The 19,789-nt window shown below is 58.4% G+C and carries 19 protein-coding genes; 13 read left to right on the top strand and 6 right to left on the bottom strand.

Annotated features, from left to right (window positions below):
* The first annotated feature begins 3 nt into the window (after positions 1-3).
* The 8 genes from ACQQ2Q_RS14970 (at position 4) to hemH (ending at position 8,406) form a co-directional block, all read left to right on the top strand.
* Positions 4-1,158, top strand: coding sequence for an aminodeoxychorismate synthase component I (locus ACQQ2Q_RS14970; protein WP_428187896.1), 1,155 nt, complete (start codon positions 4-6; stop codon positions 1,156-1,158).
* Positions 1,143-1,772, top strand: a complete 630-nt coding sequence (locus ACQQ2Q_RS14965) for an aminotransferase class IV family protein (RefSeq protein ID WP_428187895.1) — start codon at positions 1,143-1,145, stop codon at positions 1,770-1,772. The genes ACQQ2Q_RS14970 and ACQQ2Q_RS14965 overlap by 16 nt, the downstream gene beginning before the upstream one ends.
* Positions 1,772-2,056: a YciI family protein gene (locus ACQQ2Q_RS14960; RefSeq protein WP_428187894.1), complete on the top strand. Its 285-nt coding sequence runs from the start codon at positions 1,772-1,774 to the stop codon at positions 2,054-2,056. Before ACQQ2Q_RS14965 ends, ACQQ2Q_RS14960 begins: the two co-directional genes overlap by 1 nt.
* A gap of 42 nt (positions 2,057-2,098) precedes the next feature.
* Positions 2,099-2,974 (top strand): heme-dependent oxidative N-demethylase family protein, encoded by an 876-nt coding sequence (locus ACQQ2Q_RS14955; RefSeq protein WP_428187893.1) that lies wholly within the window; start codon positions 2,099-2,101, stop codon positions 2,972-2,974.
* Between the two features lie 152 nt (positions 2,975-3,126).
* Complete coding sequence (locus ACQQ2Q_RS14950; RefSeq protein WP_428187892.1) at positions 3,127-4,569, top strand: homospermidine synthase; 1,443 nt, start codon at positions 3,127-3,129, stop codon at positions 4,567-4,569.
* 189 nt (positions 4,570-4,758) lie between these two features.
* Positions 4,759-5,130 (top strand): outer membrane lipoprotein Omp10, encoded by a 372-nt coding sequence (gene omp10, locus ACQQ2Q_RS14945; protein ID WP_428187891.1) that lies wholly within the window; start codon positions 4,759-4,761, stop codon positions 5,128-5,130.
* 199 nt (positions 5,131-5,329) lie between these two features.
* On the top strand, positions 5,330-7,243 hold the full coding sequence (locus ACQQ2Q_RS14940) for a 5'-nucleotidase C-terminal domain-containing protein (protein ID WP_428187890.1): 1,914 nt from the start codon (positions 5,330-5,332) through the stop codon (positions 7,241-7,243).
* A 128-nt stretch (positions 7,244-7,371) separates the two neighbouring features.
* A complete protein-coding gene (gene hemH, locus ACQQ2Q_RS14935) occupies positions 7,372-8,406 on the top strand; it encodes a ferrochelatase (RefSeq protein ID WP_428187889.1) in 1,035 nt (344 codons plus the stop codon).
* A gap of 27 nt (positions 8,407-8,433) precedes the next feature.
* Here hemH and queE read toward each other — a convergent pair whose 3' ends face one another.
* Genes queE through queC form a run of 3 tightly spaced genes read right to left on the bottom strand, consistent with a single transcriptional unit; the run spans position 8,434 to position 10,222 of the window.
* On the bottom strand, positions 8,434-9,159 hold the full coding sequence (gene queE / locus ACQQ2Q_RS14930; RefSeq protein WP_428187888.1) for a 7-carboxy-7-deazaguanine synthase QueE: 726 nt from the start codon (positions 9,157-9,159) through the stop codon (positions 8,434-8,436).
* Positions 9,156-9,512, bottom strand: coding sequence for a 6-carboxytetrahydropterin synthase QueD (queD, locus tag ACQQ2Q_RS14925; protein ID WP_428187887.1), 357 nt, complete (start codon positions 9,510-9,512; stop codon positions 9,156-9,158). The genes queE and queD overlap by 4 nt, the downstream gene beginning before the upstream one ends.
* Complete coding sequence (gene queC, locus ACQQ2Q_RS14920; protein WP_428187886.1) at positions 9,512-10,222, bottom strand: 7-cyano-7-deazaguanine synthase QueC; 711 nt, start codon at positions 10,220-10,222, stop codon at positions 9,512-9,514. Before queC ends, queD begins: the two co-directional genes overlap by 1 nt.
* Positions 10,223-10,416: 194 nt before the next feature.
* On the opposite strand from queC, the gene ACQQ2Q_RS14915 reads away from it, so the two are divergent.
* Both ACQQ2Q_RS14915 and ACQQ2Q_RS14910 read left to right on the top strand, forming a co-directional pair.
* Positions 10,417-11,436, top strand: a complete 1,020-nt coding sequence (locus ACQQ2Q_RS14915) for an SPFH domain-containing protein (protein WP_428187994.1) — start codon at positions 10,417-10,419, stop codon at positions 11,434-11,436.
* A gap of 3 nt (positions 11,437-11,439) precedes the next feature.
* A complete protein-coding gene (locus ACQQ2Q_RS14910) occupies positions 11,440-11,898 on the top strand; it encodes an NfeD family protein (RefSeq protein WP_428187885.1) in 459 nt (152 codons plus the stop codon).
* On the opposite strand, the gene ACQQ2Q_RS14905 is transcribed toward ACQQ2Q_RS14910, so the two are convergent.
* The gene (locus tag ACQQ2Q_RS14905) at positions 11,899-12,894 is read right to left on the bottom strand and encodes a KpsF/GutQ family sugar-phosphate isomerase (protein ID WP_428187884.1); all 996 of its coding nucleotides are present in this window, start codon (positions 12,892-12,894) and stop codon (positions 11,899-11,901) included.
* A gap of 196 nt (positions 12,895-13,090) precedes the next feature.
* On the opposite strand from ACQQ2Q_RS14905, the gene ACQQ2Q_RS14900 reads away from it, so the two are divergent.
* Positions 13,091-14,572 (top strand): outer membrane beta-barrel protein, encoded by a 1,482-nt coding sequence (locus ACQQ2Q_RS14900; RefSeq protein ID WP_428187883.1) that lies wholly within the window; start codon positions 13,091-13,093, stop codon positions 14,570-14,572.
* A gap of 27 nt (positions 14,573-14,599) precedes the next feature.
* Here ACQQ2Q_RS14900 and galU read toward each other — a convergent pair whose 3' ends face one another.
* Positions 14,600-15,487, bottom strand: a complete 888-nt coding sequence (gene galU, locus ACQQ2Q_RS14895; protein ID WP_428187882.1) for a UTP--glucose-1-phosphate uridylyltransferase GalU — start codon at positions 15,485-15,487, stop codon at positions 14,600-14,602.
* Positions 15,488-15,698: 211 nt separating this feature from the next.
* Here galU and ACQQ2Q_RS14890 point away from each other — a divergent pair, with 211 nt between their 5' ends.
* Positions 15,699-16,910, top strand: coding sequence for a lytic murein transglycosylase (locus ACQQ2Q_RS14890; RefSeq protein ID WP_428187881.1), 1,212 nt, complete (start codon positions 15,699-15,701; stop codon positions 16,908-16,910).
* A gap of 73 nt (positions 16,911-16,983) precedes the next feature.
* Entirely contained in the window at positions 16,984-18,180 is a 1,197-nt protein-coding gene (locus ACQQ2Q_RS14885; protein WP_428187880.1) for a DUF459 domain-containing protein, read from the top strand.
* 39 nt (positions 18,181-18,219) lie between these two features.
* Here the strand turns inward: ACQQ2Q_RS14885 and ACQQ2Q_RS14880 are convergent, their stop codons facing one another.
* Complete coding sequence (locus tag ACQQ2Q_RS14880; RefSeq protein ID WP_428187879.1) at positions 18,220-19,674, bottom strand: glutamate synthase subunit beta; 1,455 nt, start codon at positions 19,672-19,674, stop codon at positions 18,220-18,222.
* Between the last annotated feature and the right edge of the window lie 115 nt (positions 19,675-19,789).

Raw genomic sequence — 19,789 nt, 5'->3', positions numbered from 1 at the left:
TCGATGTCCGCCTATATCCTCTTCCGCGACGATCCGCGCGGAACAAGCCTTCTGTTCACGAAGCCGCGCGATATCATCGTCGCGCGGCACGTCGATGATGTGAAAACGGCTCTCGTTGAACTGGAAGAACACCGCAAGGCCGGCAGGTGGCTGGCCGGTTACATCTCCTATGAGGCCGGTTTCGCCTTCGAGGAAAAACTGTACCCGCTCGCTCCGGCTCACCGCGACGTACCGCTGATCTGCATGGGCGTGTTCGACGCTCCGACCGGGACATCCGATCCGCGGACAGAAGCGCCTGCAAGTCCGCCGCCCAATGCGCCGCTGATCACCGATCCGCATGCTGCCTGGGATTATGACTCCTATGCCAGCCATTTCGAAAGGCTCCACCAGCATCTGCGTGAAGGTGATTGTTATCAGGCCAATCTGACAATCCCGATCGAGGCCCACTGGACCGGCGATGCCGCGACGTTGTTCTGGTCCTTGATCGACCGGCAGCCGGTGCATTACGGCGCGCTGGCGGAGCTTGGCGGCCCAGCCATCGTCTCCCGCTCCCCGGAACTGTTCTTCGCAGTCGATGAGGACGGATGGATCGAGACCCATCCGATGAAAGGCACGGCTGCGCGTGGCAATTCGCCGGCTGAAGACGAGGCGATCATCGCCACCATGCTGGCGGACGAAAAGACCCAGGCCGAGAACCGCATGATCGTCGATCTGCTGCGCAACGACATATCCCGCATCAGCGAGGTCGGTTCGCTGTCGGTACCGAAACTTTTCGACATCGAGACCTACCCGACCGTCCATCAGATGGTGAGCCATGTCCGTGCCAAGCTGCAACCCGGTGTCGGATTGCCCCAGATCATGGAAGCGCTATTTCCCTGCGGATCGATCACGGGGGCGCCCAAATTAAGTGCCATGACTATCCTCCATGCGCTGGAGAACCAACCACGTGATGTCTATTGCGGAGCGATCGGTTGGTGCGATCCGGCCGGGCCGATGCGTTTTTCAGTGGCAATCCGCACGATCACACTTTTCAAAGACGGTCGGGCAGTCTTCAATGTCGGTGGCGGCATCGTCTTCGATTCGAAGCCGCAGGCGGAATACGAGGAATGTCTGTTGAAGGCGCGCTTTGCGGTAGGGGATCAATGGATTTCTCGCTGATCGAAACCATGCGGTGGCAACCGGGCGAAGGCTTCCTTCGGCTGGACCAACACCTGCGTCGTCTAAGCAGATCTGCCGATGCGCTGGGTTTTCGCCAACCTCAAAAAGCCAAAGAACTTCTGGAGGAGAAGGCAGTCGGAGACGAACCGCTGCGGATCCGCCTGGTCATGACCTATCGCGGCAAGATCGAGGTGACGGCAACCCCTTTCACACCGCTTGGCGACGATGACGTCTGGCGGGTCAGGATTGCGGCCACCAGACTGAACTCCGAAGATACGCTCTACCGCCACAAGACCTCTCGCCGCGAACCCTATGAAGCTGCCCGTTCAGAATTCCCGTCTAACGAGGCCGATGAGGTTCTGCTCCTCAATGAGCGTAACGAATTGTGCGAGGGCACCATCACCAATATCTTCGCCGAAGATCTGGATGGCACCTTGTTGACACCGCCCCTTGCAAGCGGTCTCCTGCCCGGCGTGTTACGCGCCGAACTGATCCGAGAGCGAAAGGCGAGAAGTCAGGTCTTGAGCCTGCCCGATCTTAACGGTCGAAAGCTGTTTGTCGGCAATTCCCTGCGCGGCCTGATCCGCGCAGAACTGGTGAAGGAGGATGCCTGATGCTGATCCTGTCGTTGAACTATGTGAAGCCGCTCGAAGAGGTCGATCAACATATCGAGCCGCATATGGCCTGGGTTAATCACGGTTATGACAAGGGCTGGTTTCTAGCCTCAGGTCGTAAAGAACCCCGAACGGGCGGTGTCATTCTGGCAGACGGCGACCGTGCCACCATCGAAGCCTATGTCGCCGAAGACCCCTTTGCCGTCGCCGGTGTGGCGCAATACGAGATTACCGAAGTCAGTGTCAGCCGAACCGCGATCGGGCTTGCAAAGCTCAAGGGTTGAAACGAGACACCCATTCGTAGTCGATCAGGTTTGGCGGTCACCATGCTCACTTACACACCTTATGACGGCTCCTCCAAACCATTCACCATCGGACTGTCTCCGCTCGACGAAAACCGATGGATAGAGCCGGACGCGGATCTACCACGCTATCTCGATGAAAAGGCCAGGCTGGTGGAACTGCGCCGGCATAACATCTTGAGATGGTCCCCTGAAAGCGTGCAGGCGCAGCAGGAATGCCTGGACATGCTGGTCGACCATATGACCCATAATCACGGCCATCTCTACAGCCGTAAGGGCGGTGTCGTCTCTACTGCCGATCGCATTGTCGATATTGCCGACACCAGGTACCCGCCGATCTTCCGCGCCGGGTCGCTGATCCAGGATGATCTCGTCATCCTCCAGAAAAGGCCGGACGGCTGGACGATCACCGCCGCGCACCTTGCCTTTCCCTCCTCCTGGTCGCTTGCTGAAAAATTCTCGCAGCCGATGGACAAGGTGCATGAACACGTGCCGGGCTTCCAGGCCGGCACCAGAAACGCCACCATCGTCAACCGCATCTTCGACAATCTTCTGCCCGAACAGCCAGCCGAGCGCTTCAACTGGTCTGTAAACTGGACGTCCGCTCTCTATCATCCGCCGGCGCCCCGCCCCCTTTCCGCTGACATCGATGTCGCCAACGCGATCATCCGGGTGGAGCGGCAGACTTTGCGCAAATTGCCAAAGACTGGTGCCATCGTCTTCACCATCCGCATCTACCTTGATCCAATCAAGGCAATCGCCACAGGTCCGGGCGGGACGGCGCGCGCAACTGTCCTGGCTGAACAGCTTCAATCGCTGGACATGAAACAGGCGGAATACAAGGGATTGACGGAAATGAGGCAGCAATTGGTCGATGCCCTGATGGTCGGTTCCGGGTAAAATAAACTCCCGCCCCGCCGCCTATCTGGAACCTCTTTATTATGTCAGGATTTTGTGATCTAGACCGATCCAAGATCGCCCCGAGATCAACTCTGGCCGACCAATCGCTAGCTATAACGCCGGATTGCCACCCGCGCGGCAAGGAGACATAGATGACTGAACATGCCTATCCGGTTTATGGGGAGATTACCGGCCCGATCGTGATGATCGGTTTCGGCTCGATTGGTCGCGGCACGCTGCCGTTGATCGAGCGCCACTTCAAGTTCGACAAGAGCCGGATGGTCGTCATCGATCCCCGCAATGAAGAGGCCGAACTCCTTGCCAAGCACGGCATCAAGCATATCCAGGCCCATGTCACCAAGGACAATTACAAGGATCTGCTAAAGCCGCTTCTGACAGAAGGCGATGGCCAGGGCTTCTGCGTGAACCTGTCTGTCGATACGGGTTCCGTCGATCTGATGCGCCTTTGCCGCAAGCTCGACGTTCTCTATATCGATACGGTTGTCGAGCCGTGGCTCGGCTTCTATTTCGACAAGGACATGAAGAATTCCGAGCGCACCAACTATGCGCTGCGCGAGACCCTGCGCAAGGAAAAGGCAAAGAACCCGGGTGGCACGACTGCGGTCTCCACCTGCGGCGCCAATCCCGGCATGGTGTCCTGGTTCGTCAAGCAGGCGCTCGTCAATGTCGCCAACGAGCTCGGCATCAAGTTCGACGAGCCGACGCAGGATGACCGCGAAGGCTGGGCAAAGCTGATGAAGAAGGTCGGCGTGAAGGGCGTTCACATTGCCGAGCGCGACACCCAGCGCGCCAAGAACCCCAAGCCGCTCAACGTGTTCTGGAACACCTGGTCCGTCGAAGGCTTCATCTCGGAAGGTCTGCAGCCTGCCGAACTCGGCTGGGGCACGCATGAAAAGTGGATGCCCAAGAACGCCAAGAAGCACAAGAAAGGTTGCAAGGCCGCCATCTATCTCGAGCAGCCAGGCGCCAACACCCGCGTGCGCACCTGGTGCCCGACCCCCGGACCGCAATACGGCTTCCTCGTCACCCACAACGAGTCGATCTCGATCGCTGACTACTTCACCGTCGAAAAGGACGGCGAGGTCCTCTATCGCCCGACCTGCCATTACGCCTACCACCCGGCCAATGACGCAGTGCTTTCGCTGCATGAAATGTTCGGCAATGGCGGCACCCAGCAGCCGGTGCTTCACGTTCTCGACGAACATGAACTGGTCGACGGCGTCGATGAACTCGGCGTTCTCCTCTACGGCCACGACAAGAATGCCTATTGGTATGGCTCGCGCCTGTCGCTGGAAGAGACCCGCAACATTGCGCCCTATCAGAACGCGACCGGCCTGCAGGTAACCTCTGCGGTTCTGGCCGGCATGGTCTGGGCTCTGGAAAATCCGAAGGCCGGCATCGTCGAGGCCGACGAGGTCGATTACAAGCGCTGCCTCGAGGTTCAGATGCCTTATCTTGGACCGGTCGAAGGACACTACACCGACTGGACGCCATTGGAAGGACGCCCCGGCCTGTTCCCGGAAGAGATCGACGAAAAGGATCCCTGGCAGTTCAAGAACGTTCTCGTTCGCTGATCGTGAGACAAGCCCGTCGCGTTTGCGGCGGGCTTTTTTGCCTGCGCCAACTAAAATAATGCCGATGCGTTTTGGATAATGCCCGGCACACCAGCGGTCAGCCTTGCTTTCACCATGCCTTCACGCCATGGTTTATTCAATTCTATGCAAGCGACTCGGTGCCAGACGTGCATCGCTGGAGGCGATTTTATGAACTTCAAGACCATTGTGGCCCTCTCGGTCGCATCCATAGCACTCACAGCCTGCTATCCGAGCGGTGGCCCCCGTCCGCGTCCCCTGCCCCCGGTCAATCAGGGACCGGCGATTGATGGCGCATGGGTCGATCCCAATGGCATCGTCTCGACCTTCCAGGCAGGCAGCTTCTCGACCCGCACGACCGATACAAGCCAGCTGCTGGCCTCAGGCACCTACACGCAGGTCTCGGACCGGCTGGTGGAAATCAACATGACATCGCTGGTGCGCAACACACAGCAGAAGGTCAATTGTGCTCTCGTCACGCCGAACCAGTTGAACTGCACGTCCGACAGCGGTGCACAGTTCTCGCTGGCGCGTCGGGGCTGACCGACTGTTATCCGATTTGCTGCAATATCAACGATCGAAGACCCGGCTCGTGTGCCACGAAGCCGGGTTTTTTATTGCCGCCTTTTCGCTTGCAGTCACACGCACTTAATGGAAACATCGTTTTCTGTTGGCTAGGGAAAGGGCGAAAGGTCGAAGACCGGAGCGCCAGGCCACCAACCAAAAACAGGAGAGAGAATCGATGTTGAGAACCTTACGATTTGGCCTGATGAGCGCGTCTGTGCTCGCACTGTCCGCCGGCGCTGCGCTGGCAGATTTCGAGCTCAATATCCTTCATATCAACGACCTGCACTCCCGCATCGAGTCCATAAACAAGTATGACTCGACCTGCTCTGCGGAAGAAGAAAGCGCCGATGAATGCTTTGGCGGCGTGGCTCGGCTGCTGACCGCAATCAACGAGACCCGCGCTTCGCTCGACGGCAAGAACGTCATTCTCCTGAATGCGGGCGACAACTTTCAGGGTTCCCTCTTCTACACGACCTACAAGGGCCTGGCCGAAGCGGAATTTCTCAACCTGATGAAATTTGACGCAATGACCGTCGGCAACCATGAATTCGACGATAGCGAAGACGGCCTGGTCGGCTTTCTCGACAAGATCAACTTCCCCGTCGTCACGGCCAATGTGCTGGCAGGCCATGCCTCCAAGATTGGCGACAAGATCAAGCCGTCCATCGTCCTCGATATCGGCGGCCAGAAAGTCGGCATCGTCGGTGCTGTGGCCAATGATACCGACGAGTTGTCGTCCCCTGGTCCCAACATCATGATCGCCGAGGATGTCGCGACCATTTCCGATGCCGTGCAAAAGCTGAAGGCCGAAGGCGTCGACAAGATCATCGCGCTCACCCATGTCGGCTATCCGCGTGACCTCGCAGCCATTGCCAAGATCCCGGATGTGGACGTCGTTGTCGGAGGGCACTCCCACAGTCTGTTGTCGAACACCGACGAAAAGGCCGAAGGCCCATATCCGACCATGGTCGACAACCCCGGTGGCTACAAGGTTCCCGTGGTTCAGGCCGCATCCTACACCAAATATCTCGGCGACCTGAAGGTCGTGTTCGATGACGCAGGCGTGGTCAAGGAAGCCTCCGGAGACCCGATCCTCGTCGACGCCAAATTCAAGCCGGATGAGGCAACAGCTGCCCGCGTCAAGGAAATGGGCGCCCCGATCGAGGAGTTGAAGCAGAAGATCATAGGCTCCACCTCCGAACCGATCGACGGCAGCCGCGATGTCTGCCGCGCCGGGGAATGCTCGATGGGCAATCTCGTCGCCGACGCCATGGTTGATCGCGTCAAGGACCAGGGCGTGACCATTGCCATCCAGAACGGTGGCGGACTGCGCTCCTCCATCGATGCCGGCGACGTCAGCATGGGTGAAGTGCTGACCGTACTGCCCTTCCAGAACACGCTTGCAACCTTTCAGCTGAAGGGCGCAGACATCGTCACCGCTCTGGAAAATGGCCTGAGCCAGATCGAGGAAGGTGCTGGTCGTTTCCCTCAGGTCTCAGGAATGAAGTTTTCCTACGACGCGTCGAAGGAGCCGGGCAGCCGCGTGGTATCGGTCGAAGTGAAGGATGGCGACGCATTCGCTCCGCTTGATCCGGAAAAGACCTATAACCTCGCCACCAACAACTACATGCGTGGTGGCGGCGACGGCTACAAGATCTTCTCGACGGCAGGTACCAACGCCTATGATTACGGCCCGAGCCTTGAAATCGTGGTCGCCGACTTCATTGCCGCCCACTCCCCCTACAAGCCTTATACGGATGGTCGTATCACGGCAGTAGCAGCGCCGGCGACTAAGGCCCCGACAACGGAAGCGTCGACTGAAGCGCCGGCCGAAACGGCAACCGCTCCGGAACCGACGATTACCCTTCCCGACATGCCAGCAGCATCCAACGATCTGACATCGGCGGCCCCGGATGCCTCTGCCTTCGGTTCCAATACCTATGTCGTGGTTGAAGGCGACACGCTCTGGGATATCGCCGAGGAAAAGCTGAAAGACGGCCAGATGTGGGTGAAGATTGCCGAGACAAATGCGTTACGCAATCCGAATGTGATCGCCATCGGCCAGGAACTGAAGATTCCCGCCAACTAAGTCGATTGGCCGCAGCTGAAGAACCGGTCCGGGCTTCCCCGGGCCGGTTTTTGCTTTAAAAGAACGGACAGATATTGCTCGTTTCCATGGAAATTCGCAGCAGACCTCAAAACGCCGGATTGTACGACATGAAATCTGACACCACCCACTTCCCCGCCAATCATCCGGCAGTCCGGTTCGGCAAGGTCGGCGTGCTTCTCGTCAATCTGGGCACACCAGACGGAACCGACTACAAGTCGATGCGCAGATATCTGGCGGAGTTTCTGACCGACAAGCGCGTGATCGAATGGTCACCCTGGAAATGGTATCCGATCCTCTATGGTATCGTGTTGAACCGCCGCCCGCAAAAGGTCGGCGAGGCCTATAAGAGCATCTGGAACAACGATCTGGATGAAAGCTATCTGCGGACCTACACGCGCGGCCAGGCAGAAAAGCTCGCAGAGCAATTGAAAGACCTGCCGAACGTTCACGTCGACTGGGCGATGCGCTACGGTCAGCCTGCGATCCAGAAGAAGATGGACGAAATGCAGAAGGCCGGCTGCGAACGGATTCTCGTCTATCCACTTTATCCGCAATATGCAGCCGCCACCACCGCGACAGTCAACGACGAGGCCTATAAGGCCCTTCTCAAGATGCGCTGGCAACCTGCATTGCGTACAGTCCCGCCCTATCACGACGACGCAGTCTATGTGGACGCGCTGGCCAATTCCATCGAAGCCCATCTGAAGACGCTCGATTGGGAGCCGGAGCTGGTCATCACCTCCTATCACGGTATCCCCATGTCCTACTTCATGAAGGGCGATCCCTATCACTGTCAGTGCTACAAGACCTCGCGTCTTCTGCGCGACCGGCTGGGCTGGGACAAAGAGAAGTTGATGGTCACCTTCCAGTCGCGCTTCGGACCGGAAGAATGGTTGCAGCCCTATACCGACAAGACGGTTGAGAAACTGGCCAAGGAAGGCGTCAAGCGCATTGCCGTGATGAACCCCGGATTTGTATCCGATTGCCTTGAGACGCTGGAAGAAATCGCCGGGGAAGCAGGGGAGATCTTTCTCCACAATGGCGGGGAAAAATTCAGCCATATCCCCTGCCTCAACGACAGCCCTGATGGCATGCGCGTGATCGAGAATGTCGTGCGCCGCGAATTGCAGGGCTGGGTCTGAAGACTTAGCCAGCCGAACGGCGCGGCGTCAGACGCCGCGACGGTTTCCCCAGATCAGGACATGCAACTGCGGCAGTACCGTCGCGTCGTACCAGCGAGCTTCGATGACGCAGTCGATCAGCCAGCGCATGCGCGCCATGATGCCGTCGATGTCGATGGCGGCATCATCCGCCCCGGGCGGCGGCGGCGTGTGATTGCCTGGCTGAAGATAGACAGGGATACCGGGACAAAGCGCCGAGATCTCCTGTGCAAAGCAAAAATCCGGCTTGTCGAATACAACGAACTTCAACACGACCGACGTCTCCTTGCCTGCCGACGCAACACAGTCAGCGAGCGTCGCTGGATCCATCGCCATCGCGCTCGATGGTGGCTTGGGCGACAACACAAGCGTGTCGAGCTTGCCGAACCAGGGTTTCGCCATCGACCCCTGCGTTTCGAGCGCGAAGCGATAACCCTTTGCCTTACCGGCGGCGATCAGCGGCCCCAGCGGCTGGATTGCAGGATTGCCGCCCGACAGCGACACCGTCAGCGGCGCGCCGCCTGAAAGACGCTCCACTTCTGCCATGATCGCTTCCACCGACATGGGACGCCAGGTGTGGCGATATTCGCTGTCGACCGCATGCAGCGTATCGCACCACGAGCAGCGGTAGTCGCAGCCTCCGGTCCTAACGAACACGGTTGGCTTGCCGATCAGAACGCCCTCGCCCTGGATGGTTGGACCGAAAATTTCCGAGACGCGGATTTCTCCGCTCACGGGCGATACTCCGCCCAGGTCTTCGGCGTTTCGCTGACCTTCACCGAAGCCGTTTCAGCAAAGCGCAGCTTGCACCAGTCGTAGAAGTGGCGCGCCAGATGTTCCGCCGTGACGCGCGCGTGACCGAGAACCTCATTCAGATGGCGGTGGTCGAAGTTGTCGTCAATATAGGACTTGAGCGGTGTCAGTTCATGGTAGTCCCGCACGAAACCGTCCTCGTTGAGTTCCGGCGACGTCAGTTCCACCACCACGATATAGTTGTGCCCGTGCAGGCGGGCACATTGGTGGTCGGCCGGAAGATGGGCAAGCTGGTGCGAGGCGGAGAAATGAAATTCCTTCGTGATCCGGTACATCAGCGCACAGCCTCGGCGCGAAAGCTGGAAGTCACAGCCTTCCAGAAATCCCGATCTTCATAGTCCGTGGGATCGGCCACACCCGCGAGATGGAAGGCTTCGCGCCGTTCGACGCAGGTTCCGCAACGACCGCAATGGCGCGCTCCGCCCTTGTAGCAGGACCAGGTCATCTCGAAGGGTGTGTCGTAACGTGCGCCTTCCGTCACGATATCCGCCTTCGAAATCATCACGAAGGGCGCCTGCAGCGTCACCTCGGCATAGCCTTGCAGCGCGTGGTTCTGCATGACCTGGAAGGCGTCGATGAAGCCGGGGCGGCAATCGGGATAGATGAAATGGTCTCCGCCGTGAACCGCAACGGCGACGGCATCCGCCTTCTTTGCAGCGGCCACGCCAAAGGCGACCGACAGCATGATGGCATTTCGGTTCGGCACGACGGTGATCCGCATCGTGTCTTCTGCATAGTGGCCGTCCGGCACGTCGATATCGTCGGTCAAGGCCGAACCGCTCAAACCTGCGCCGATAGCAGTAATGTCGATAATCTGATGTGGAACGCCAAGCCGCTCCGCACAGGCAGCGGCGAAATCGAGTTCTTTTTTGTGGCGTTGTCCGTAATCGAAGGAGATGAGACCGATGAGGTCCTGCTCCGCTGCCACCTTATGGGCGAGCGAAACCGAGTCCAGTCCGCCGGAGCAGACGACGAGCGTATTCATGTATGGATCCCTTGTTTTGTCCGGGTGGGCTGCGACCGGTGGTGAAAGTCCGGGAGCCTCATAACGCCGTCGCAAGCCTTTGGCAAATTCTTCCCGCGGAACCGGCCGCCTTTTCCAGATTCGACAGAAGATGGCTGGTGAGTTGCCGTTCGAACCACTAGATTGAAGACAACACTGGAGAAAACGACATGAATATGCAGCTGACCGGATTTGACATCATGGTGATCGCACTGGTGGTGCTCGTCATCATGGTCCTGTTTGCCGGGATCAAGACGGTGCCGCAGGGCACCCGTTATACGATCGAGCGCTTCGGGCGCTATACCAGAACGCTGGAGCCGGGCCTCAATCTGATCATTCCCTTCATCGAGCGTATCGGCGCAAGGTTGAATGTCATGGAACAGGTTCTGGATATTCCAACCCAGGAAGTCATCACCAAGGACAACGCGTCGGTTTCTGCCGATGCAGTGGCCTTCTACCAGATCCTCAATGCCGCCCAGGCAGCCTACCAGATCACCAATCTCGAAAACGCCATCCAGAACCTGACCATGACCAACATCCGCTCGGTCATGGGTTCCATGGATCTGGACGAGTTGCTGTCCAATCGTGAAGTGATCAACGACCGACTTCTGCGCGTCGTCGACGAGGCGGTCGGCCCCTGGGGCATCAAGGTCACCCGTGTCGAGATCAAGGATATCCAGCCACCCAAGGACCTGGTCGATGCCATGGGCCGACAGATGAAGGCCGAGCGTGAAAAGCGCGCCCAGGTGCTGGAAGCCGAAGGCTTCCGCAACGCCCAGATCCTGCGCGCCGAAGGTGCCAAGCAGTCCGCCATTCTCCAGGCTGAAGGCCAGCGCGAAGCCGCCTACCGCGAGGCCGAAGCCCGCGAACGCTCGGCAGAAGCCGAAGCCAAAGCAACCAAAATGGTATCCGAGGCAATCGCCGCCGGTGATGTCAACGCCATCAACTACTTCGTCGCTCAGAAATATACGGAAGCCATGGCCGCGATCGGCACAGCACCCAATTCCAAGATCGTGCTGATGCCGATGGAAGCCTCGTCGCTGATCGGCTCGCTGGGCGGCATTGGCGCCTTGGCGCGCGAAGTGTTCGGCGACCAGCCAAATGGTTCGCAAAGGCCCCGTCCGCCGGAAACCAATACTCAGCGTTCCACGACGCCGGTCGTCAATCCCTTCGCGCCACCTCGCCGGGAGACCTGACCCATGCTGCAGGCGATCGTAACCGAACTCGGCCCCTGGAGCTGGTGGGTGGTCGGCCTGCTACTGCTGGGCGCCGAGCTCATCATGCCCGGCGTCTTTCTGGTCTGGATCGGTTTGGGTGCCATCGTCACAGGCACGATCTCACTCGCCGTCTGGGGTGCACCCTATTGGGGCTGGCAAATTCAGCTGCTGGTCTTTGCCGCACTGGCAGTCGTTGCAACCCTGCTCGGACGACGATTTTTATCGGGCAGCCGTGACGAGACGGATGAGCCACTGCTCAATCAACGCGGCGCAAGCCTGGTCGGTCGAACCGCAACCTTGAAGGATCCGATCACGGAGGGTCGCGGTCGCATTCATCTGGACGGCACCTATTGGCCGGTTACCGGACCTGATTTGCCATCGGGTTCTCGCGTGAAAATCGTGTCCAGCCATGGAGGAGATCTGACCGTCGACGCAGCCTGATCAGGCAACGCCGATCTTCAGAAGATCGTGGAAGTGCACGATGCCTTGTGGCCTGGACTCGTCATCCAGCACAAACAGCGCCGAGATATTATGCTGGTTCAAGATGCCCATGGCACTTGTGGCAAGTGAATCGGGTTTCACCGTCTTGGGCGAGACTGTCATGAATTGCTCGACCGTCATTTCCGCCAGATTACGGTGCAGACCGCGGGCAATATCGCCATCTGTGATGATGCCGCACAGTGCTCCGGCGGCGTCGATCACACCCACACAACCGAACCGCTTTTCCGCAAGCTTGATGATCGCCTCTGGAACGAGGGTTCCAGTTGGAACCAGCGGCATTTCATCGCCGCTGTGCATGATGTCGGAGACATGCGACAGCATGGCACCCAGTTTACCACCAGGGTGGAAGGTGCGGAAATCGACAGCGCTAAACCCGCGTGCTTCCAGAAGCGCCAGAGCCAGCGCATCGCCGGTTGCAAGCTGCATCATGGTCGAGGTTGTCGGTGCCAGACCATGCGGGCAGGCTTCCTCTTCCTTTGGCAAGAGAAGAACGATGTCGGCTTCGCGCGCCAGTGTAGAGTTTTCACCCGATGTGATTGCGATCAGCGGGATCTGGAAACGCCGCGAAAAGCTGACAATACCATGCAGTTCCGCACTCTCGCCGCTCCAGGACATCGCCAGAATGACGTCGTCGCGGGCAATCATACCCAGATCGCCATGATTGGCTTCGGCCGGATGGATAAAGAAGGCGGGCGTGCCGGTAGAGGCAAAAGTCGCAGCTACCTTGCCGCCAATATGATGGCTCTTGCCCACGCCAGTGACGATAACCCGCCCGGACGAAGATCCAATGACATCAATGGCATTGCAAAAGGGCGCGGCCAGCGGTCCCGACAGGGCGCGCTCCAGCGCGTCCAGGCCATTTTTCTCTGCGGTAACAGAACGAATAGCCGTTTCGATAGCACCGGCTTCGACGAGTTTGACTGCACGTGTGATCATGTCGGTTGAATAACGCTTTTGCGAAAAACTGTCCACCAAACAAAATATAACCGCGTGCTGTATCCAGTGATGGCGTTAGACGCGGCTCGTGTGGTGGCGAAATATGGATGCGGGCGAACAAAAAGCAACCAAACGTTAACCACATGGCTTTACCTTTGGGTAACGAATTCAGCTTTTTGCAAGACCGGAGAATATGGTGAAGGCTCACCGACTCGGAGCGGACAGTCAGCGCGCCCAAGGCCCGCGCGCATCCGCGCTATTGGCGGCCACCCTTGCGGCATTTGCCGTAACGCCTGTGGCTGCTCAAACGGTGACACCCGGACAATCATACGCGTCAACGCAATCTGGCTCGACAGCGACCCTAAATTCGAGTGACCTGTCACAGAACGCGGATGACACCACAGCAACGGGCGATCTGGCGCTGAGACAGACGCAAGATGTTGCATTAACCCCGGAAGAGCAGGACGCTCTGGATCTGGAGGCCATGCGCCGCCAGAACCTTCCGCAGAAGAGCGTCGATTATGAGGACAGGCTTCAGCCAAAAGGCACGAGGCCGGAACTGGACGGGATCAGGCTCGGCACCGTGGTTCTGCGCCCCTCGCTCTCCGAACGGCTGCTGTCAGAAACAACAAAGACAGGCGGATCGAAGGAACATGCGCTTTACTCTTCGACAACGCTCAAGGGAAGCCTGACATCCGACTGGTCACGTCACGAATTGTCCGTAACCGGTGCCGGAACATGGCAAAAGCTTCTGTCCGGCAGCGGCGATGCCGATCCATCGGCGGACGTGAATGCAAACCTTCGTCTCGACCTGGCAGCCGGCACCACAGTCACGCTCTCGAGCGGTTACAGCTTCACGCGTGAAGACGCAGAAGATCAAGACGCGATCGCTAATGCGAAAACCCAGTATGGCATCCACAGGTTCGACGGTGGCATCACCGCCGCTCACGCCGTCGGCCGACTGCGTGGCAGTGTGGGCCTCGATGGTAGCCGCTGGCTCTATTCGGATGCAGTCTTGAACAATGGCACCGATCTCTCGCTTGAGGACCGGCAACGCACTCTGGGAACCCTCCGCGGACGGCTGGGCTATGAAATCTCGCCTGCATTGATACCCTTCATCGAAGTCTCTGGCGGCAGACTGGTCTACGATCAAAAGACGGATTCGACCGGATATCAGCGGTCTGCCTATATCTATGCAGCCAAGACCGGTGCCGAATTCAATTTCGGCGAGAAACTGCGTGGCGAACTGGCCGTCGGCTACATCCATGAAACCTTCGACGACGCACGCCTGAATGACATCAACGGCTTGACCCTCGATGGCACCATCAACTGGTCGCCGCGCGATGGCACGGATATCAAATATGGTCTTTCAACCTCGCTTGATCCGGCCACAACCGCCGGCACGGGCGGTGCGGTGGTCTATTCTGCAAATGCCGAGATTGCCCAGCAATTGCGCGACAATCTGGTTGCAACGCTCACCGGCACCACCACCTGGAACCGCTACCCGGATGCATCCTCCAGCAATAGCACCAGCTATGCTGCCGATGCCGAGCTGGCCTACGAGTTCAACCGCTACCTCGCGCTGACTGCCGGTCTTGGCTATGAATACACGCAAAGAAAAACCTCCGCTGATACGGAGGTTTTAAGAGCCTCTGTCGGCCTGACGGCAAAGCGCTGAGGACGGGAGTCCACAAGCGGCCACGCCTTATTTGAGGGCGGCGAGAAGCTCCGTCAGCGGAGCCTCGATCTGCGGTCGGATGTCCGCACGCTGAACGGCGAAGAACACATTGGCCAGAATAAAACCGTCCTTAGCGCCACAGTCGAAGGTCTTGCCTTCGAATGGATAAGCGGCGAAATCCTGTTCCGCAGCCATCTTCAACATGCCGTCGGTCAGCTGGATCTCATTGCCGGTCCCGCGCTCCTGGGTCGACAGAACCGAGAAGATCTCCGGCTGCAGGATATAGCGTCCATTGATGAAGTAGTTCGACGGAGCAGTGCCCTTCTCCGGCTTCTCGACCATCTGCGTGATCTTGAAGCCGCCGTCGAGCTGTTCTCCCATGCCGACAATGCCGTATTTGTGGGTCAGTTCCGGCGCGCATTCCTCGACAGAGATAATGTTGCCCCCAACCTTGTTGTAGAGTTCGACCATCCCCTTCAGGCAGCCTTTTTCACCATGCATGATCATGTCTGGCAAAAGCAGGGCAAAGGGCTCGTGTCCTACGATATCGCGTGCGCACCAGACAGCGTGTCCAAGGCCAAGCGGCTCCTGCTGGCGGGTGAAGCTTGCCGAACCTGCCTCCGGCAACAGGTCGTTGAGCAGCGTCAGTTCCGCGTTCTTGTTGCGGGCCTTCAGCGTCTGTTCAAGCTCGTATTGAATGTCGAAATAGTCCTCGATCACCGCCTTGCCGCGACCGGTCACAAAGACGAAATGCTCGATGCCGGCCTCGGCGGCCTCGTCGACCACATACTGAATGACAGGCTTGTCGACAACGGTCAGCATTTCCTTTGGAACAGCCTTGGTTGCGGGCAGGAATCGGGTGCCAAGACCTGCAACAGGAAACACGGCTTTGCGCAGCTTTTTACGTTCGGACAATTTGTTCTCCTTGGGGAGCCGGAAATTCGGTGAGGACGACTGTGTGGCAGGCAGCATCTAGCGTATAATCATGGCCGGATTGTAAAAGGCAACCTTTCCCAGGTTCAATATGGTAAAGAATTTATTGACCTGATTGCCGTATCGTGAGCTCGCACCAAACCTGCCTCCATGAGGGAGGCGCAAACCGCCTAGCACACGGGACCAAATGCAAATGACCAGACGCCGCACCGGACTCATTCCGACCATCGTCTTCTCGACGTTCGCGCTTCTCGCTCCAATGGAGGCAAGGGCTGACGCCGGATTTGTCAAATGGATCAACGGGTTCTATGCCACGGCCGCCAAGAGCGGCATTTCCAAGAGCACATATCAGAAAGTGTTTGCGGGGGTCACCGAACCTGATCCAACTGTCCTTGAGAAGGCCCGTTATCAGCCCGAATTCAAGTCCAATATCTGGGACTATGTCGATTCGCGGGTAAACCCCTTCACCGTTCAGACCGGCCGCGAGATGGCGCAAAAGCATGCGCGCACGCTGACCGCTCTCGAAAATTACTTTGGCATCGACCGCACAATCCTGCTGGCCATCTGGTCGATGGAGTCAAACTACGGTGCCGTCCTGGAAAAGGAAGACCGACTGCACAATGTGCCGCGCGCACTGGCAACCCTCGCCTATGCCGACAAGCGCCGGGCAAAATATGCCCGCACACAGTTGGTCTCAGCGCTGAAGATCGTCCAGAACGGCGAAGTATCGGCAAGTGGCCTGCTGGGCTCCTGGGCCGGCGCCATGGGGCACACCCAGTTCATCCCGTCGAGCTATCTGCTCTATGCGATCGATGCGGACGGCAATGGCCACAAGGATATCTGGAACTCCATTCCAGACGCACTTGCAACCTCCGCCAACCTGCTCAAAAAGAACGGATGGCAGACCGGCAAGACCTGGGGCTATGAGGCTGTGGTCCCCTCCGGCGGCAATAAATATAGCGGCCAGACCAAGACCTTGGGCGAATGGGCAAAGCTCGGCTTTGCACGTCCGAACGGCAAGGGCTTTCCACGCCCCGGCGACAGGGCAGAGCTGAAAATGCTGGCTGGAGCGGACGGACCGGGCTTCCTGATGACCCGTAATTTCTTTGTCATCAAGCGCTATAATGCAGCCGACAGCTACGCACTGGCCGTCGGCCTGTTGGCGGACGAAATTGCTGGCTATGGCGGCATGCACCAGTCTTGGCCGCGCCCGCATAACAGTCTCGATGTTCGCGAAAAATTCGAACTGCAATCGCGCATGAAGGCGCTCGGCTATTACGACGGCAAGATCGACGGCAATTTCGGCTCAGGCTCCAAGGCCGCGATCCAGGCAATCCAGCAACGGCTGGGCATGGAAGTGAACGGCGAACCGTCGAAGCATCTTCTCAACGCCCTGCGCAATTGACAAAGGACATCACCGGCTTCAGAAAAGTCGGTGATGCCAGCCCTTTGGGGCTGACACGGTTTTGAACCGGGCAATGAAGACTATGAAATTTGGTGCCGTCACATGGATGAAGGCGATGGCCGTTCTGGCCGTCGCATTACTGGTTGTGGAAACGACAGCGCCAGCCTTTGCGCAACAGCGCGAGCGCACCACCCTGCTTGAGCTTCTTTTCGGCAGACGGCAGGCACCGCAGATAAGGGAAGCGCCTCCACAACCGGTTCGCAAGAGCACGCCCAAAGTCAGAGCCAGAAAGACGACGAAAAGCGTGACCTCCATCAGGACGGTACCGAAGGCTCCACCTGCGGTCGAGAAGGTGGAAAACGCCCGTAAAATTCTGGTGGTGGGCGACTTCTTTGCCGGCGCCCTTGCAGATGGTCTGAAGGAAGCCTTTGCCGAGTCTCCCGGTGTCGTCATTGTCGAAAGCAGCAAAGGGTCTTCCGGACTCGTTCGCCAGGACTACTATGACTGGCCCTCTGCTCTGCCTGCATTGATCGACGACCAGAAACCGGCACTCGTGGTCGTCGCAATCGGCGCCAATGACCGCCAGACCATCACCACCGCTTCGAGCGAGATACCGTTTCGCACCGATGCCTGGCTGAACAGTTATGAACAACGTGTCGCAGAATTGTCCGCGATCGTGACCAAGCGGAATGTTCCCCTGATGTGGGTTGGCCTTCCCAGCTTCAGTTCCTCCAAGATGACCGCCGATGCCATCACGCTGAACAGCATTTATCGGAACACAGTCACAAAGGTCGGTGGCGAATTCATCGATATCTGGGACGGCTTTGTCGACGTTGAGGGGCGCTTCATCGTCACCGGGTCGGACATCAAGGGCCAGCAGGTGCGCCTGCGCGGCCCGGACGGGATCGGCATGACACCCGCCGGCAAGCGCAAGATGGCATTTTATGCAGAAAAGCCGCTGCGCCGACTGCTGGGCGACATGGCAAGTCCCGACCTCTTGCGCCTGGATGAAAGCAACCTGCCAAGCCTTGTCGAATTACCGCCCTCCGAGATGCAGAACCTGGTGCATACCCGGCCGATTGATCTGTCCGATCCCGATCTTGACGGCAGCACCGAACTGTTGGGGCTCAGCAGCCTATCGTCCTCACCCATCCCGACCCCGCGTGATCTGCTTGTCGAAAAAGGTGAAATGTCGCCGGCACCCACTGGCCGCGTCGATGACTACCGACTGGCAAAAACAGTCGATGCCAAGAAAAACGGGGAGCCCTGAGGCTCCCCGTCGCATTATTCATTCCATCAACTTCGAAATTCAGCGCGGAAGTTCGGTCGCGCCCATAAGAGCTTCGTCGATTGCGCGCGCCGCCTGGCGGCCTTCCCGGATAGCCCAGACAACCAGCGACTGGCCACGGCGCACATCGCCAGCGGCCCAAAGCTTGTCGACCGACGTCTTGTAGTCCTTGTCATTGGCAATGACATTCGTCGAGCCACGACGGTCGGTATTGAGAGACAGGTTTTCGCCCATATCCTTCAGCACGCTGTTTTCGAATGGACCGCGGAATCCGATGGCGATGAATGCGAGATCGGCCTTGATGATGAATTCGGAGCCTGCAATCGGATGGCGCTTTTCATCCACCTGGCAGCATTTCACACCGGTCAGAACACCGTCTTCACCGACAAATTCGAGCGTGCCAACCTGAAACTCTCGGTTAGCGCCCTCTGCCTGGCTGGACGAGGTGCGCATCTTTGTTGCCCAGAACGGCCAGACAGCAAGCTTGTCTTCCACTTCAGGCGGACGGGGACGGATGTCGAGCTGGGTCACTTTGACAGCCCCCTGGCGGAAGGCCGTGCCGACGCAGTCCGACGCCGTATCGCCACCGCCGACGACAACGATATGTTTGCCACCGGCAAGGATCGGATCCGACGGCCAGCCCACGCTGTCGATGTTTTCGCGGCCAACGCGGCGGTTCTGCTGAACGAGATAAGGCATCGCATCGTGAACGCCGTGGAAATCCGTACCCGGAATGCCAGCCTCTCGCGGCGTTTCCGACCCACCGCAATAGAGAACGGCGTCATGATCGGCCAGCATCTTTTCCATCGAGATGTCGACACCGACATTGACCCCGTAATGGAACGTCACGCCCTCGCCGCGCATCTGTTCGACACGGCGGTCGATGAAGTTTTTCTCCATCTTGAAATCGGGAATACCGTAACGCAAAAGACCGCCAGCCTTGGATTCACGCTCGTAAAGATGAACGGCATGACCAGCACGGCCAAGCTGCTGAGCAGCCGCCATGCCAGATGGACCCGAACCGATGATGGCAATCTTCTTGCCGGTGTGGACGGTTGCCGGCTGCGGCACGATGAAGCCGAGCTCATAAGCCTTGTCGGCAATGGCCTGCTCGACCGTCTTGATCGCCACCGGCGTGTCTTCTAGGTTCAGCGTGCAGGCTTCTTCGCAAGGTGCCGGGCAGACACGACCCGTAAATTCGGGAAAGTTGTTGGTGGAATGCAGGTTGCGGATCGCCTCGGCCCAGTTGCCGTTATAAACCAGGTCATTCCAGTCGGGGATCTGGTTGTGAACCGGACAGCCGGTCGGACCATGGCAATAGGGAATACCGCAGTCCATGCAGCGCGCTGCCTGCTTCTGCACTTCGGGATCCGACATCGGAATGGTGAATTCACGGAAATGACGGATGCGGTCGGACGCCGGCTGGTACTTGCCCACCTGCCGGTCGATTTCCATGAAGCCTGTTACCTTACCCATTTTCTCAGTCCTTGCTTCAAAGCGGTGGCCAACTCGGGCCCCAGTACCAGTAGGCAAAGCCAATTGCCGCCCCTAGCACAATGAATTCAAATTCAATCCTGCCGTTCACCAGACC

The organism is Agrobacterium sp. ES01 (assembly GCF_050320885.1).
Classification (GTDB): domain Bacteria; phylum Pseudomonadota; class Alphaproteobacteria; order Rhizobiales; family Rhizobiaceae; genus Allorhizobium.
Note: the sequence above shows the minus strand (reverse complement) of the source record. Positions and strands in the feature narration are given on the sequence as shown.

Excerpts from the sequence above, each read along its gene's own strand:
- ACQQ2Q_RS14970 (WP_428187896.1), top strand. The coding sequence starts at position 4 with ATGTCCGCCTATATCCTCTTCCGCGACGATCCGCGCGGAACAAGCCTT.
- ACQQ2Q_RS14965 (WP_428187895.1), top strand. The coding sequence starts at position 1,143 with ATGGATTTCTCGCTGATCGAAACCATGCGGTGGCAACCGGGCGAAGGC.
- ACQQ2Q_RS14960 (WP_428187894.1), top strand. The coding sequence starts at position 1,772 with ATGCTGATCCTGTCGTTGAACTATGTGAAGCCGCTCGAAGAGGTCGAT.
- ACQQ2Q_RS14955 (WP_428187893.1), top strand. The coding sequence starts at position 2,099 with ATGCTCACTTACACACCTTATGACGGCTCCTCCAAACCATTCACCATC.
- ACQQ2Q_RS14950 (WP_428187892.1), top strand. The coding sequence starts at position 3,127 with ATGACTGAACATGCCTATCCGGTTTATGGGGAGATTACCGGCCCGATC.
- omp10 (WP_428187891.1), top strand. The coding sequence starts at position 4,759 with ATGAACTTCAAGACCATTGTGGCCCTCTCGGTCGCATCCATAGCACTC.
- ACQQ2Q_RS14940 (WP_428187890.1), top strand. The coding sequence starts at position 5,330 with ATGTTGAGAACCTTACGATTTGGCCTGATGAGCGCGTCTGTGCTCGCA.
- hemH (WP_428187889.1), top strand. The coding sequence starts at position 7,372 with ATGAAATCTGACACCACCCACTTCCCCGCCAATCATCCGGCAGTCCGG.
- queD (WP_428187887.1), bottom strand. The coding sequence starts at position 9,512 with ATGTACCGGATCACGAAGGAATTTCATTTCTCCGCCTCGCACCAGCTT.
- queC (WP_428187886.1), bottom strand. The coding sequence starts at position 10,222 with ATGAATACGCTCGTCGTCTGCTCCGGCGGACTGGACTCGGTTTCGCTC.
- ACQQ2Q_RS14915 (WP_428187994.1), top strand. The coding sequence starts at position 10,417 with ATGCAGCTGACCGGATTTGACATCATGGTGATCGCACTGGTGGTGCTC.
- ACQQ2Q_RS14910 (WP_428187885.1), top strand. The coding sequence starts at position 11,440 with ATGCTGCAGGCGATCGTAACCGAACTCGGCCCCTGGAGCTGGTGGGTG.
- ACQQ2Q_RS14905 (WP_428187884.1), bottom strand. The coding sequence starts at position 12,894 with ATGATCACACGTGCAGTCAAACTCGTCGAAGCCGGTGCTATCGAAACG.
- ACQQ2Q_RS14890 (WP_428187881.1), top strand. The coding sequence starts at position 15,699 with ATGACCAGACGCCGCACCGGACTCATTCCGACCATCGTCTTCTCGACG.
- ACQQ2Q_RS14885 (WP_428187880.1), top strand. The coding sequence starts at position 16,984 with ATGAAGACTATGAAATTTGGTGCCGTCACATGGATGAAGGCGATGGCC.
- ACQQ2Q_RS14880 (WP_428187879.1), bottom strand. The coding sequence starts at position 19,674 with ATGGGTAAGGTAACAGGCTTCATGGAAATCGACCGGCAGGTGGGCAAG.